General features: G+C 54.4%; 13 protein-coding genes and 1 pseudogene. 5 read left to right on the top strand and 9 right to left on the bottom strand.

Annotated features, from left to right (window positions below):
• Nucleotides 1–10 precede the first annotated feature (10 nt).
• The gene (locus ABH899_RS15570) at nt 11–1,126 is read left to right on the top strand and encodes an alkene reductase (RefSeq protein ID WP_369997808.1); all 1,116 of its coding nucleotides are present in this window, start codon (nt 11–13) and stop codon (nt 1,124–1,126) included.
• Nucleotides 1,127–1,337: 211 nt separating this feature from the next.
• Here the strand turns inward: ABH899_RS15570 and ABH899_RS15565 are convergent, their stop codons facing one another.
• The 7 genes and pseudogenes from ABH899_RS15565 to ABH899_RS15535 form a co-directional block, all read right to left on the bottom strand.
• Nucleotides 1,338–2,156, bottom strand: a complete 819-nt coding sequence (locus tag ABH899_RS15565; RefSeq protein WP_369997806.1) for an SDR family NAD(P)-dependent oxidoreductase — start codon at nt 2,154–2,156, stop codon at nt 1,338–1,340.
• 22 nt (nt 2,157–2,178) lie between these two features.
• Nucleotides 2,179–2,610: a MarR family winged helix-turn-helix transcriptional regulator gene (locus ABH899_RS15560; protein WP_009675904.1), complete on the bottom strand. Its 432-nt coding sequence runs from the start codon at nt 2,608–2,610 to the stop codon at nt 2,179–2,181.
• 74 nt (nt 2,611–2,684) lie between these two features.
• A pseudogene (locus ABH899_RS15555) lies at nt 2,685–2,826 on the bottom strand (SDR family oxidoreductase); the annotation flags it as partial.
• Nucleotides 2,808–3,080: a hypothetical protein gene (locus ABH899_RS15550; protein ID WP_369997802.1), complete on the bottom strand. Its 273-nt coding sequence runs from the start codon at nt 3,078–3,080 to the stop codon at nt 2,808–2,810. The pseudogene ABH899_RS15555 and the gene ABH899_RS15550, both read right to left, overlap by 19 nt.
• A gap of 60 nt (nt 3,081–3,140) precedes the next feature.
• Nucleotides 3,141–4,571 carry an alanine/glycine:cation symporter family protein gene (locus ABH899_RS15545; RefSeq protein ID WP_009675983.1) on the bottom strand — a complete coding sequence of 477 codons (1,431 nt, stop codon included), beginning with the start codon at nt 4,569–4,571 and terminating at the stop codon, nt 3,141–3,143.
• 152 nt (nt 4,572–4,723) lie between these two features.
• On the bottom strand, nt 4,724–4,852 hold the full coding sequence (locus tag ABH899_RS15540; RefSeq protein WP_369997799.1) for a hypothetical protein: 129 nt from the start codon (nt 4,850–4,852) through the stop codon (nt 4,724–4,726).
• Between the two features lie 125 nt (nt 4,853–4,977).
• Nucleotides 4,978–5,871, bottom strand: coding sequence for a putative RNA methyltransferase (locus ABH899_RS15535; RefSeq protein WP_369997796.1), 894 nt, complete (start codon nt 5,869–5,871; stop codon nt 4,978–4,980).
• Nucleotides 5,872–6,115: 244 nt separating this feature from the next.
• Between ABH899_RS15535 and ABH899_RS15530 the strand changes: the two genes are divergently transcribed.
• Nucleotides 6,116–6,580, top strand: coding sequence for a MarR family winged helix-turn-helix transcriptional regulator (locus tag ABH899_RS15530; RefSeq protein WP_369997792.1), 465 nt, complete (start codon nt 6,116–6,118; stop codon nt 6,578–6,580).
• A gap of 84 nt (nt 6,581–6,664) precedes the next feature.
• Complete coding sequence (locus tag ABH899_RS15525) at nt 6,665–8,119, top strand: MFS transporter (protein WP_369997789.1); 1,455 nt, start codon at nt 6,665–6,667, stop codon at nt 8,117–8,119.
• A gap of 10 nt (nt 8,120–8,129) precedes the next feature.
• On the opposite strand, the gene ABH899_RS15520 is transcribed toward ABH899_RS15525, so the two are convergent.
• On the bottom strand, nt 8,130–9,665 hold the full coding sequence (locus ABH899_RS15520) for an alpha/beta fold hydrolase (RefSeq protein WP_369997786.1): 1,536 nt from the start codon (nt 9,663–9,665) through the stop codon (nt 8,130–8,132).
• Nucleotides 9,666–9,925: 260 nt separating this feature from the next.
• Between ABH899_RS15520 and ABH899_RS15515 the strand changes: the two genes are divergently transcribed.
• Complete coding sequence (locus ABH899_RS15515; RefSeq protein WP_369997783.1) at nt 9,926–11,380, top strand: C39 family peptidase; 1,455 nt, start codon at nt 9,926–9,928, stop codon at nt 11,378–11,380.
• Nucleotides 11,381–11,427: 47 nt separating this feature from the next.
• A complete protein-coding gene (locus ABH899_RS15510) occupies nt 11,428–12,828 on the top strand; it encodes a M14 family metallopeptidase (RefSeq protein WP_369997780.1) in 1,401 nt (466 codons plus the stop codon).
• 64 nt (nt 12,829–12,892) lie between these two features.
• Here the strand turns inward: ABH899_RS15510 and ABH899_RS15505 are convergent, their stop codons facing one another.
• The gene (locus ABH899_RS15505) at nt 12,893–13,456 is read right to left on the bottom strand and encodes a DUF1003 domain-containing protein (protein ID WP_369997777.1); all 564 of its coding nucleotides are present in this window, start codon (nt 13,454–13,456) and stop codon (nt 12,893–12,895) included.
• Between the last annotated feature and the right edge of the window lie 305 nt (nt 13,457–13,761).

The raw sequence follows: 13,761 nt of genomic DNA, 5'->3' as shown, positions 1-13,761 counted from the left end.
GAGAGTTACGATGGCTGAAGACAAAGAAATCTTTGAAGCAACCGGCATAAGCACTTGGGGGAAATTGCAGGACGGTCCGGAGAGCAAGCTGTTCGAACCGGCGAAAATCGGAGCCTGGAGCCTTCAAACCCGCACGGCCATGGCTCCGATGACCCGCTGTTTCGCGGATGACAAGACAGGCGTCGTCGGAGACGACGTGGCGCGGTATTACCGGAAACGGGCGGCGGACGGAGTCGGTCTGATCATTTCCGAAGGCATTGTGGTCAGCCCCCGCGGCAAAGGGAATCCCGGGGTACCCGGCCTCTACACCCGGGAGCAGATCGAAGGGTGGAGGAAAGTAACCGAGGGCGTACATGCGGAGGGCGGCACGATTATCGCCCAGATTTGGCACGTGGGCCGCTTGTCTCATCATGAGCTTGCCGGCGATTTGCCGCCGCAGGCCCCGTCCGCCATTCGGGCGGAAGGAAATGTAGCCCGGCTGCGCAAGCCTTATGACACTCCCGAAGAGATGACCCTCACGGACATTCAAGAGCTGGTAGGCCAATTCGCACAGGCGGCCCGAAACGCGATTGAAGCCGGCTTCGATGGCGTCGAAATCCACGGTGCGCACGGATATCTCATCGACCAGTTCAATTCGGATGCAAGCAACCGCCGGACAGACCGGTACGGCGGCGACCTTGCGCAGCGATTAACGCTGACGAAAGAAGTGCTGAAGGCGGTTATCGACGCGATCGGTTCGGACAGAACGCTGATCCGCTTTTCCGCCCTCAAAGTCGATGACCCGAATTATATGTGGCCGGATCCGGACAGCGCCATCCGTACCTTCACGGAGGCGTTCCGGGAAGCGGGCGCGACCATGATCCATCCTTCCACCATGCAGTTCACCCGGGTACTTGCGGACGGAAAGACGATGCACCAGCTCGTACGCAAATATTGGGACGGCGTTATCGTCGGAGTCGGAACGCTGGACTCCCAAACGGCGGAGCAGGCTTTAGCCGAGGGAACGATTGATCTGGCCGCTTTCGGCCGTCCCCTCCTTTCCAATCCGGACTTTATTCACCGCTTGAAGAACGGGGAACCGCTGGAGGAATACGACGCGAAGCAGCATCTTGGTGTTCTGGTTTAACCAAAGGAGCAACTTTAGGTAAGAGATCGCATTTTATCTATTATTTAATTAAAGATTCTTTAGTTTTCCAAAGAAAAAAAGCTGACGCCGCTAATTCAACAGTGTCAGCTTTTTTCTTTTTTACTCAGCGCCAACGCATTACATCAACACGCTCAGCCCCGCTAAAACGGCACCGGCCGCATGGCCCCGGCACGATGCCGTCTGCGGCCGCTTAAGACTGAGGCGCTCCTGCGACCTGGGCCATAAACGCTTTAAAATCCGGAACGGTCGGATTCGCCAAATAGTGCCCGCCCTCTACCTGGATCGTCTGGCCGGTGATAAACTTCGACTCGTCCGAGGCCAGGAACAGCACGGTGTAGCCGATATCGTCCGCTTCACCGTGGTACGGCAGGGCATTGTACTTGGCGAAAATGTCCAGCACCGGCTGCGGCATGTTGTTCTTCGCGGCAGGCGTCAAAATCAGACCCGGCGCGACTCCGTTGCAGCGGATGTTGTCCTTGCCGTACTGGGTCGCGATATACCGGGTCAGATTCACTACGGCCGCCTTGGAGGCTCCGTACGCCGAACGTACGGCATCCGAGGCGAAAGCCGCCATCGAGGCCGTATTGATGATCGAGCCGCCCCCGGCTTTGATCATATGCGGAATCGCGAACCGGCTGCCCAGCAGGACGCTTTTTGTATTCACGTTCATAAGCCGGTCCCACTCTTCGAGATCCATGTTTACGACATCGACGTCTTTTTTTAAATTGGTCAGGCCCACGTTGTTAAAAAGAACGTTCAGAGCCCCGTACTGTTCGACTGTAAAATCAACGGCATCGCGGATCGACTGTTCGTTGGAAGCATCCAGGAAGACGCCTGCCGCTTCGCCGCCCTCGCTCTTGATCTTCTCGGCCGCTTCTCTCGCGCCTTCGGCGTTAAAATCACCGATGACGACTTTAGCCCCTTCTCGCGCAAGCAGTGCTGCCGCGGATAGACCAATGCCGGATGCCCCGCCTGTCACTAAAGCCACTTTACCTTGTACTCTTCCCATCTTGTTGACCCCCTGTAGTTAGTTATTCTTGCTCCTTGATGTTCTTAAGCAGCTTCTCGTAAATGGATAGGAACTGTTGAATCTCTTCCTCGTTCAGCACTTGGAACAACTCGATTCGGAGTTCCTTGCCTTTCTGCTGAGCTTCCCGGAGGACGGTAATTCCCTGGTCCGTAATCGCCAGGAACACGTTGCGCCGGTCGTTCTCGTTATAGCGCCGCTCCGCGAGTCCCAGCTTTGTGAGCCTGCCCGCAATGTTGGTCATGGCTCCTGGCGTGTATCCCAGCTTGCTTGCCAGCACGCTCTGCTTCTGAGGGCCGTTCTGCTTGAGCTCGGACAGAGTGATAATGGGAGAAATCCCAATGTTCGGCTCAAAAGATTTGGTCCAGCGGATGATCGCTTCGTTCGTGAACAGCTCGACTGTATGAATCAGCTTGAAAATATCGTTTTTATCCAAAGTAGCCTCCTTGATAGAGGGTAGTCATACAAGCAGGGCTGCTTCATCGGGTCAAGTTAGGATGGCTTCGCCGATTATCTCAGCTTCGTCGCCCCACCGTCAACCATGATGGTCTGTCCCGTAATATAAGCCGAATCTTCGCTGGCCACGAATACGGCCACACGGCCAATAGTCGTTTTCAAGCTCGCCGAGTCTTCTCATCGGGATTTCGGACAGCCGCCACGCGGGAAATCGCCCGGATCGCTTCTCTGATTGGCATCGCGAGCCATACCTTTGCCGATTCCGGAAGCTCCGCCTGTTATTATGGCGATTTTGCTTTGTAATTTTTCAGACAAGATAATATTCATCTCCCATGCATATATTTTAACATCTAATAATTTATTAGTAAATAGTATCTCGTTAAATAACCTCGCGAACGAAACAGTCAATGGGGCGGCGCACCTTTTTAACGCAAAAAAGACGCCGGGCATAAATGCCAGACGCCTTACTAGGATGCTTGGATTAACAGGACTGGAGCCTGTCGGACGCTTTTACGGACGCGCTTGATCCGAACCGGACGCAGCCGGGGCCGATTCCCAGCATTCGATCTCTTCCAGACCGGGTACGCGGTCTTTCGTGAAGACCGGATCTTTGCCCGCTTTTTTCTGTTTCACATAGTCGTTTAATACCGCAAAAGCGATTTTGGATAGCCAGGTGATCGCAATCAGATTGACCACGACCATCAGGCCCATAAACAAGTCGGCCAGATCCCAGACGACCTGGACCTTGGCGACGGAGCCGAAAATAACCATGGCCAAAACCGCGATCCGGTAAAGCCGGACCCAAGCTTTATTGGAATGGAGGAATTCGATGTTCGTTTCCCCGTAGTAATAGTTGCCCAGCAGTGTGCTGAACGCGAAAAGAAACACCATGATCGCGAGGAAGCCGGACGCCCACGACCCGATATGGACGCTCAAGGCGGCCTGCGTAAGCTCGATGCCGTTGAGGCTCGGATCGGTGTACGCTCCGGAAAGCAGCACGATAAAAGCCGTGCTCGTACAGATGATCAGCGTATCGGTCAACACGCCGAAAGACTGGATCAGCCCCTGCTTCGCCGGATGGGACGTCGTTGCCGTCGCCGCGGCGTTCGGCGCGCTTCCCATCCCCGCTTCGTTGGAGAACAGGCCGCGCTTCACTCCCTGGAGCAGCGCGGCTCCGAGCGAGCCGCCCGCTATCTGCTCGATACCGAAGGCGTTTTTCACGATCAAAGCGAGGACTTCGGGCATTTTCGTTATATTCATCAGCACCACGAACACGGCGACCCCGATATACAGGACCGCCAGCACAATAACGATGTACTCGGACATTTTTGCAATCCGTTTGACACCGCCGAAAATAATCGCTCCGAGAATCAGCGTCATAATGATGCCGACTGTCAGACGGTCCGTGCCGAAGGAATTTTCGAACGCGATCGTAATCGTATTGGACTGGACCGCATTAAACACCAGACCGAAAGAAATCGTAATCAGGACGGCGAACAACGCTCCCATCCAGCGCTTCTTCAACCCCGTCTGCATATAATAAGCCGGTCCTCCGCGGAAACCGTTCTTATCCTTGATTTTGTAAACCTGCGCCAGCGTGCTTTCGACGAAGCTGGAAGCCGAGCCGATAAGCGCGATGACCCACATCCAGAATACCGCGCCGGGACCCCCCAAAGCGACAGCGATGGCCACCCCGGTAATGTTCCCGGTTCCTACGCGGGCCGCCATACTGATGCAGAACGCTTGGAAAGGCGAAATATTGTCGCCGGAGCCGCTTTTGGACTCGAACAGCACCCGCAGCATTTCCCGGATCATGCGAAACTGCATAAATTTCGATCGGTACGTAAAATAAAGACCGATGCCGATCAACAGGACAATCAACAATTTGGACCACAGAAGGTCGTTCAACAGATTAATCATACCTTGTAAAAAATCAATCATGGAGTACCTCGCTTGTCGGTTATTTTTTGCACAGATATGATAAAAAACTTTTTAAGTATATCAAGTTTTCGCCCGTGGAGGTAGGCTCTTAGGGTCGGTTTCAGATATTGGAAATTAGCGGCTGCATGGACACAAGTGTAGGTACAAAGGCGTTATTTGCTTGAACGTGTATCCGAATCATTGCATACCTGCCGAGGCGAGTAGACGTTCGTCTTCGCTTCCGCCGATTCGGCGGCCAGAAATAGCGTAAACAGCAGCCAGGTCAACACCATTTTTCTCATAAAAACCTCCGGTTTCCGAATGTGATTGGGGTGTCCGTAGTATTCCCTTCTCTGCAAAAAAAAGCAGCCCTGCCAGATCGCAGAGCCGCTTGGATTTTACCGGATTCCGGCGGAATTAATCCGGGTTATAAAGGTTTGCCCCAGAGAACGGTTACGTCCACCGTGACTTCATCTATCGCCATGGCCGAAGCTTCCCGCAGCCGTTCATCCCGGGCTCCCCAGGCTAAAGGCGTCATGCTCAGCAGAGGCTCCAGCAGTTCGGGGCCAAATCGCCAGGAATACCGGAGGCGCCGGCTGTCCAGTATCCTGAAGCGTTCCCGGAACCGTTCAACGGCGGGACCGCTCGCGAAAAACTCCCGGACCGTGCCGGCGTATAACATTTGACGGATTTCACGCAGATAGTTTTCTTCCGGGACGACCTTGATCAGCAGCCCGTCTTCGTCCAGCAGTCTGCGGAACTCCGCATAATTGGAAGGCGACAGGACGTTCAGAATCACGTCGAATCCGGCCGTCTTAAACGGCGCGTTCGCAAGATCTGCGGCGCACCACAGCGCACCCGCATCTCCTTTGGACGCCAGCCGGACCCCCTCCTTCGCCAAATCCATGCCGACCGCCAATAAATCGGCGCCCGTCCGGCCGCTCAGCCGCTTTCTTATGCCGGATAAAAGCGAGCCCTCCCCGCAGCCGGCATCCAATAGCCGGATTTTACGGTGCCGTTTATCCGGTAACACGGCCTCCGTTATCCGTTCGCCGATATAATCGCGTACCGGATCGAAAAGCCCGTTTTCGTTGACGGTTTTCCGGGCCGCAAAAAGATTTTTGCCGTATTTGGTCTTAACGGCTTGCGGCAGCAGATGCAGGTATCCTTCTCTCGCGAGATCGAAATTGTGCCCCACGCCGCAGCGCAGGCTTTTTCCCTCCAGTATCGTCATCTGCCCGCCGCAGACCGGACAACTGAATATCGTTTCATGGGCCGCCAAGAGCTGAGCAGCCTCGTTTCTGTTTCTATGAGTGGACATGCCAAAAACACCCCGTTCATTCGAATAGTTGAATGAAAAAGGCACAGATAAACAAACCCTGAACCGTTCGCAAAAAAACGGGAGAGTTTGGCTTAGCTGTACCTTTCATTAACGATAGCGAATGAATTGGATGATCATGGTCCGCAGTTCTCCTTGCCGGTTATATGGAAGAAGCGTAAGCCCTTCTCACCCATTATAGCAGATTAGCTTTGACAGCAGATGGTTTAGGAACTATACTAATTTTATGGAAAAGAATAGAACTTCTCAGACTAACAACAGAACGGGCGACAATAGCGGCGGCCGCAGCCTCGGCCGTCTGATCCTGCAGCTCCGCCGGCTTGAACGGCGGCCGCAGACTTTCGGAAGCGCAGGCCCGCTCACTCCCAGTGAAATCCACACGATCGAGGCGATCGGAACCGAGGGCGGCATTCTTATGAGCGAACTGGCCGGGAGGCTGGAAATCACAAAAGGAGCGGTGACTCAGCTTATTGTGCGTCTGGAGGCCAAGGACCTGGTGGCGCGTTCACCGCATCCGGAAGATTCCCGGGGAACGCTGATTTCGCTTACCGGTAAAGGGAAGGACGCGCAGGCGGCCCACGAAGAAGTGCATCGCGCCTTCTACAATCAGCTCCAGGAGCAGCTGACCGAGCAGGAAATCGAAGTATTCGATACCTGTATCGAGAAATTGATCACTTTTTTAAAAAAATAAAAATTTAAAGAATCTTCAGGACGGAGCATTATTTTTTTGTCCAATTAGTTTAGTAACTATACCAATTATCGGAGGTGACCGATTGTGCAAACAGCAGGATCACGGACAAAGGAACTGCGTCCTTCGCTCATGGTAACGGCTATTTGCCTAGGCGCTTTTATTTCGCATTTTACGGCCGGGATCGTGAATGTCTCTCTGCCTCAATTCGCCGCTATCTTCGGCACTACGCTCGGTACAGCCCAGTGGATCACAACCGGATATCTGCTCGTTATCGCCTCTTTGCTGCCTGTCATGGGCAAGCTTGGAGACCGCTACGGCTTCCGCCTCATCCATAACCTAGGGTATATCCTGTTCGGCATCAGCTCAGTACTGGTGGCCTTCTCCCCCAACATCGGGTCGCTGCTCGGCTTCAGAATCGTGCAGGCGGTCGGCGCGGCCATGTTTCAGGCGACCAATATGGCCCTGATCACCCTTCACCTGCCCAAGCAAAACAGGGGGCGTGCGCTGGGCACGGTCAATACCGCCGTCGCTCTCGGCGCCATGAGCGGACCTATCGCAGGCGGAGTCGTTGCGGAGTGGCTCAATTGGCACTGGCTGTTCCTGATCCACGTGCCCGTGGCAGCCCTCGCTACCCTGCTGGCCTTCCGCTTCATTCCGCCCGCTCCCGCTATGGACAAGCAGCCATCCGCTCCTTTCGATACCATGGGAGGCTTGATGTTCATGGCGATCATCAGCTCTGTCATTTGGACGATATCCGGCGGCTCCTCACGGGGATGGCTGTCTCCGGTAACGGCGGCCGTGCTGGCTTCGGCGGCGCTCCTGCTGGCCGTCTTCCTGATATGGGAGCGGAGGCAGGCGAATCCGTTTATCCCCGTACGGGCTTTCCGGATTCCCGCGCTGTCCGCCGGCCTGATCATCAGCTGCGTGGCATTCGTGCTCGCCAACAGCTTTCTGGTGACTCTCCCGTTCTACTTGTCCGGCGTATCCGGGATGTCCCCGTCAGCCGCCGGAGCAATCATGACGGCCTATCCGATTCTCCTCGCCGTTACCGGTCCGTTCGCGGGTCATTTATCCGACCGCTTCGGTTCGGGTTTGCTCGTCCTTCTCGGACTGCTTGCCATGTGCGGCGGTGCGGCTGTTTTCTCCCTCGGCCTCGGTGTGCTGCCTATGGCGGGATTGGTTGCCCTTCTGGCACTGGTCGGCCTGGGCATGGGCCTGATTACTTCGCCGAACAACAGCACCATTCTCCATCATGCGCCAAAAGAGCACGTAGGTTCTATAGGCGGCATGATCGCGTTAACCCGCAACCTGGGTATGGTCATCGGAGCGGCTTTGGGGCTCGGAGTCGTCCAAGGGGCGGCTCAGTCCGCTTCTTCGGAACCGGACCGGCTTCTCGGCGCGTTGAGTTCGGTTTTTGAAATCAACGTCTGGCTGTGCGCGGGCGCCATAGTCCTGCTGGGCCTCAGCTTTTATCTGGAAAAGCGCCGCCGCGTCCAGCCTGATCCGGTGCGGAGCGCTCAACCGAAAACGCACCCCTAGAACCGGCTTTTTACCCGTTCTTCCGTCTGCGCTCCTCTGCTGCTTCTGCTTTTCCCCGTCTCCCGTTCACCGCCGCACCCTCCCTGTATTCAGGTTCCCGATCAAAGAGGAACCTTGCCGCCATTTGCCGGTATGCCTCCGCACGCTGGCGGCTGCCGCGCAGCTCCTCTTTCTCCGCCATCCAGGAGGCCAGGTCGGCAACCTCCATCTCCAGCCAATTCTTCTTCTCGACAAACCACTCATCGTACAGACCCGGCATCAACGGGTCCGGCAGCCTGGCGAGCAGGCGGCCGGCCGGTTCATACCGGCGATTTTCGTCGATAGTGCGGATCTCTTCCAGTTCCTTTAAAAAGTCCAGCAAATCGCAGCGCAGGAAACACAGCAGTCTGACATATTCCCGATCGACGGAAACAATGGAAGATCCTCCTTCGAAACTTTGCAGCATATTTTTGAAATGATTCAGATAGACCTTGAGATTCCGCAGAGCCGCTTTGCCGGAAATTTGCGGGAACAGAGCGTCGCACAGCTCCTCCCGCGTTGCAGTCGGATGGAAGATCATGTACACCAGCAGACTCTTCGCATAGCGCCGGTTCCACCCGTCCACCATTTCCCTTCCATTCAAAAAGACCCGGAAAGACCCGAGCAGGTCGATCTTAAGCACCTGTGCAAGCGCCGCCTGCTTCTCTCCTTCGTCCAGGAAAAGCTGAAGCGTATCCCGCAGTTCCCTGACGAGCGGCTCATCCGCTAAAGGCCGGCTGTCTTTTCGATGCAAAAACTGTTCGATCCACAGCGCCGTCGTACCCGGCTGTTCCACAAAGGGCATATTCGCCGCACCGGGCACGATCAGAAAGGACGCGCTGGGCAGAACCCCGACCGCCAGCGAAGCCGCCGTTACATAAATAGGATCGTACTCTCCCGCCAGAACGAGGGTAGGGTGGGCGATGAATTTTAATTCCTTCCAGCCGTCTCCTTCCATAAAAAGCTCCATAAAGCCGACATACACATCCGGATTCATCCGCCGGTAAGCCTCCCTGACTACCTGAAATGCGGAGGTATGAACAGGGAGCGAAGTTTTAAAGGCAGCCAGTTCAGCCGCTAAACCATCTATCCCCTCTTTTATCAGCCGTTTACGCTCCGATATCTTTCTGCGGATAAGATCCGCCGGTATTTTAACAGGAAGTGAAATCAGCACAAGACGATCCACGCATTCAGGATAGGAACGGCAGAACTGGACCGCTGCGCTTGCCCCTATCCCATGTCCTACGAGATGAACTGACGCAATTTCAAGCGCTTTCAAAATTCTTCGCAAATCGGCGGTCACAAAGTCCCAGTCTAAGCTGTTTTCCTCTAACTCCGTGTTGAACCCATGTCCCGGAAGGTCATAAAGCACAATGCGGTAATGAGCGGCGAAATAAGGAACCAGCCCGTTCCATATCGTCCTGTCCAAGCCGAGCCCATGCAGGAAAACGAGGGTCTGGCCGTTCCCTTCTTCCGGCGGATATTTGTTGTCATGAACGGTTACCCCGTCTTCAACATGCATCTGCATCTTATTCCCCCCAAACGCATAACGCAGGTCTTTTTTCCTATTTTAAAGGCTGCGCATCCTTCCAGGCAACAGAATTTTCCGGTTTTTGTCGAATATTTCCGGTTTTTTGTAACCTTGCTGTAACCCTCACTTTGTTACCATGAAGGGAGTTTTTGTGCCTTTATTCATGCTGTTTACGAGTGGAATACCTGTACTTCATGAGAATTATCAGGCGCTAAGCGCTGTAAACCCAAGCATTTCAACGAAAAAGGACGACTGCGATGAGAAAACATACCCGCCTCCGAAAAGGCAGCAAGCGCATTGAATGGGTCCTGCTCTTATCGGTTTCCGTGCAGGTCTTATTGCCTATTCAACCGCTTTTTGCCGCCAAAAGTGAAAAAGAAATCGTGCTGAGAATAGACAGCAGCCTGGCCTCCATAGACCGGGAGCTTGTTCCGATCAGTCCGGAGGACGCCACAGCCGTGCCGTTTCTGGAGCAGGACACGACTTTCGTCCCCCTCCGCTTCGTATCGGAAGCGCTGGGCGCCAAGGTGGAGTGGGAACAGGCGACACAGACGGTGACGATGGCCACCTACGACCGCCAGATCATGTTCGCCGTAGGCAGCAGGCAAATAACCGTCAACGGGAAGGATCATCCGCTTTCCGTTCATTCCATTCTGCGGAACAACGTGACGTTCGTGCCGCTGCGCAGCATCGCCGAATCTCTCGGCAGCCATGTCGACTATGAAGACGGATTCATCCGGATCTCCGGCAGACGGACGCCCGCATCAAGCTCCGGCCCGGTCCCGGATGCTCCTATCGACAAGAATACCGCGTTGAAGGAGGGCATGTCTTACCGGGTTTATCAGCATGCCAACTTCCTGGACGGTTTCGCTACCCGGCAGGAAGCCGTATCCTTTGCGAAGCAGTATGCGAACGCAACCGTCAAAAATCGTAAGGATGCCGTCGTATGGGACAGTTTCCCTCCTTACCGGGTCTACCAGAGCGATAAGTTTCTGGCCTACTATGACAGCTATGCCGATGCGATCAGCCACGCCAAGAAATATGCAAACAGCTTCGTCGCCTATAAAACGGCCGCGAAGCCCGTCTGGACATTCGGCGGTCCTTCCAAGCAGCCCGTTTATATCAACGTCCCGCTTATCCGTCAACTTCCGGAGCTGCCCCGCGGCTGCGAAGTGACGGCGCTCGCTTCGCTGCTCCAGTTCGCCGGGGTGCCGGTTGATAAAATGACGCTGGCGGCTGAAATCCGCAAGGACCCGACTCCCTACAGCGAGAAAAACGGCGTCATTTCCTTCGGAAACCCGCACCGCGGATTCGTCGGTGACATGTACTCGTTTAACAATCCCGGCTTCGGGGTTTATCACGGTCCGGTATACGAGCTGGCGGAACACTACTTGCCCGAGCGGGTTGTCGACCTTACCGGCACGGAGTTCGAAGATGTTTTGCATTTCGTGGGAACGGGCACTCCGGTATGGATCATTTCCAACGTAACGTTCCGTAAGCTGGAACCTTATCACTTCCAGACGTGGATGACTCCGGACGGGCCGATCTGGCTGACGAAGAAGGAACATTCCGTCGTTATAGTCGGATACGATGAAGATTACATTTACATCCGCGACCCGCATAACAAAACAGGACGCGTGGCCAAACAGCCTTTTAAAGAAGCTTGGGAACAAATGGGCCGGCAGGCCATCAGCCTGCTCCCCGAAGTCTGATCGTTGCTTTTTAACACCTCACTCTATCCAAAGGGAAGTGCCGTGCCATGCCTAACAAAATACGGGGAATGCTGCTAGTTGTCTTTGCCCTTGTTCCGTTCCTATTCGCAGCAGCCGCCCATGCGGCGGAAACGACGGATATCGTAAACCCCAATCAGACGTATACTTATGAACAAATGACAGAAGATATCCGGCAGCTTGCCAAGTCTTATCCCGAACTTATCGAATATAAATCCATCGGCAAAACGCGCTACGGACGCGATATCTGGGCCGTCCGGCTTGGAACGGGCGACGCTAAGGTGCTGGTCAACGCTTCGCATCATGCCAGGGAATGGATGACCACCAACCTGGTCATGAACATGATCGACCAATACGCCCAGCTTTATGTCCGCAACGGGGCTATGAATGGCCGGGCTCTTCAATCCGTTCTGAACAACACGTCCATCTGGTTCGTGCCCATGGTCAACCCCGACGGCGTCACGCTCCAGCAGAAGGGCGTATCCGCTTTTCCGAGCGAAGCCCGGGCAGGCCTTCTCGCCATGAACGAGAAGAGCTCCGACTTCTCGCGGTGGAAGGCAAATGCCGAGGGCATTGACCTGAACCGCCAATATCCGGCGGAATGGAAATCTATCCGCAACGATTCCGGCCGGCCGTACTATAAGAATTTCAAAGGGGACGAGCCGCTCCAGACCGCGGAAACGAAAGCAATGGTCGCCTTCACCAAAGAAGTCGATCCGGATATGGAGCTGTCTTACCACTCCTCCGGAAGCATCCTGTACTGGAATTTCCATACCCTGGACAAAAATTTGGAAAGAGACCGTAAAATCATGTCCCAGGTTGCCGCCATGACCGGGTATACACCGGTAAAACCGGAGTCCAACCCGTCAGGCGGAGGCTTTACCGACTGGTTTATCCAATCCCTCGGCCGTCCCGGATTGACACCCGAAATCGGCAGATATGCCGGGGAAGGAAGCCTGCCCCTGTCGGAATTCCCGCGCATTTGGAACGAAAACAGGGATTTGGGCTTGTTTGTCGCCCAGCAAGGATTCGAGCTTTGGAAGGAACGGATTCCCGTCGAGTACAAAACCTTCGATCTTATTCTGACGGAGCCCCTTCCCCTTTATTCGGAAGCGGACAGCCGGAATAAAGCCGGCGCTTCCCTGACGGCGCAGCCGTTAAAAGCGGACGCGCGTCTCGGCAACTGGTTTCGCGTCAATACCTGGCTCGGCAAATCGTGGGTTCATGTGAACAAGCCCTTGCTGGGGAAGATCGAAGTCAAAGAATCGAAGATCGAATTGACCGAAGACACCCGCATGTACCGTGAACCCCGTCAATCTTCCGGCATTCTGTCGGAGCTTTCCCCCCAGACGGTAACGGCTTTTGAGCAGATGGAGGACTGGTACCACATCCGTACGTGGTTAGGGGATGCCTGGGTTCAGGTCAAATAGAGGCTGGAGAGAGTAAGCAGGAAGACGCAGCAAGGAGCCGCTGACAGCGGCTCCTTGCTTGCGGTTATTCTACGCCATCCCCGTTATCTTTCTGCGAGGCAAGGGCGGTCAGAAGTTGTTTGACTTCGATCAGCTCGTTTTCAATCCGGTGCAGGTGGCTCTGCATGGCGTCGATTTCCTGCTCCGCTTTATAATTGATGGCAAAATCAATGACGGATTCATGCTTGTCTCTTGCGGCCTGCCGGTTCTGACTCATCATAATGACCGGGGCTTGAAAAGCGGCAACAAAGGATAAGCATAAATTCAGTAAAATATACGGAGCCTGGTCAAAATGCAAAGGCGTAAACGGAAGCGTGTTCCAGGTAATCCAAACCGCCAGAAATAGAGCGAAATAAATGATAAATTTCCAGCTGCCGCCGAAGAACGCGATCCGGTCCGCAATGCGGTCCGACCATCTCGTCTTCTTGACATACTCCTCATCTAAATGAGAAAGAATGCTCTTTTCGTAATGATCCACCAGCCGATCGATCCGTTTGGTGCTTTCCCGGTTAAGTTCGATATCGAACCCTTGAATTTTCGAAGCGTCTTCAGGCTCTTTTTTCCATTGAAAATAAGGCTTCTTCTCCATGCCTCCAACCTCCTCACAAATGCGAGAAAGTCACATGAAAACCTATGTTTGGGAAGAGTCGAATACCCGAGGCAGCCAAATCTTCATCGCACGAGGTCTGGACATGACTTCCTCCATGCTACTATCCGGTTCCGGTTCTACCGACTTCCAACTGCCCATAAAAGTGTTCAACCCCTTTTTCCATAAGTTTCCACACTAGTATCATACTCCCGCTCGACTCCCCTGTATATAGGCGTTCGTCCCGGCTTCGTTACACGAAACCGTCCCTAAAGCGTATTGTTAGGCGAGAAGCGGCTGGTAAAGGC

This window comes from Paenibacillus sp. RC84 (assembly GCF_041260495.1).
Lineage (GTDB): Bacteria > Bacillota > Bacilli > Paenibacillales > NBRC-103111 > Paenibacillus_F.
This window is presented reverse-complemented; position numbering and strand designations above follow the sequence as displayed.

Excerpts from the sequence above, each read along its gene's own strand:
- ABH899_RS15570 (WP_369997808.1), top strand. The coding sequence starts at position 11 with ATGGCTGAAGACAAAGAAATCTTTGAAGCAACCGGCATAAGCACTTGG.
- ABH899_RS15565 (WP_369997806.1), bottom strand. The coding sequence starts at position 2,156 with ATGGGAAGAGTACAAGGTAAAGTGGCTTTAGTGACAGGCGGGGCATCC.
- ABH899_RS15550 (WP_369997802.1), bottom strand. The coding sequence starts at position 3,080 with ATGCCCGGCGTCTTTTTTGCGTTAAAAAGGTGCGCCGCCCCATTGACT.
- ABH899_RS15545 (WP_009675983.1), bottom strand. The coding sequence starts at position 4,571 with ATGATTGATTTTTTACAAGGTATGATTAATCTGTTGAACGACCTTCTG.
- ABH899_RS15540 (WP_369997799.1), bottom strand. The coding sequence starts at position 4,852 with ATGAGAAAAATGGTGTTGACCTGGCTGCTGTTTACGCTATTTCTGGCC.
- ABH899_RS15535 (WP_369997796.1), bottom strand. The coding sequence starts at position 5,871 with ATGTCCACTCATAGAAACAGAAACGAGGCTGCTCAGCTCTTGGCGGCC.
- ABH899_RS15530 (WP_369997792.1), top strand. The coding sequence starts at position 6,116 with ATGGAAAAGAATAGAACTTCTCAGACTAACAACAGAACGGGCGACAAT.
- ABH899_RS15520 (WP_369997786.1), bottom strand. The coding sequence starts at position 9,665 with ATGCAGATGCATGTTGAAGACGGGGTAACCGTTCATGACAACAAATAT.
- ABH899_RS15515 (WP_369997783.1), top strand. The coding sequence starts at position 9,926 with ATGAGAAAACATACCCGCCTCCGAAAAGGCAGCAAGCGCATTGAATGG.
- ABH899_RS15510 (WP_369997780.1), top strand. The coding sequence starts at position 11,428 with ATGCCTAACAAAATACGGGGAATGCTGCTAGTTGTCTTTGCCCTTGTT.
- ABH899_RS15505 (WP_369997777.1), bottom strand. The coding sequence starts at position 13,456 with ATGGAGAAGAAGCCTTATTTTCAATGGAAAAAAGAGCCTGAAGACGCT.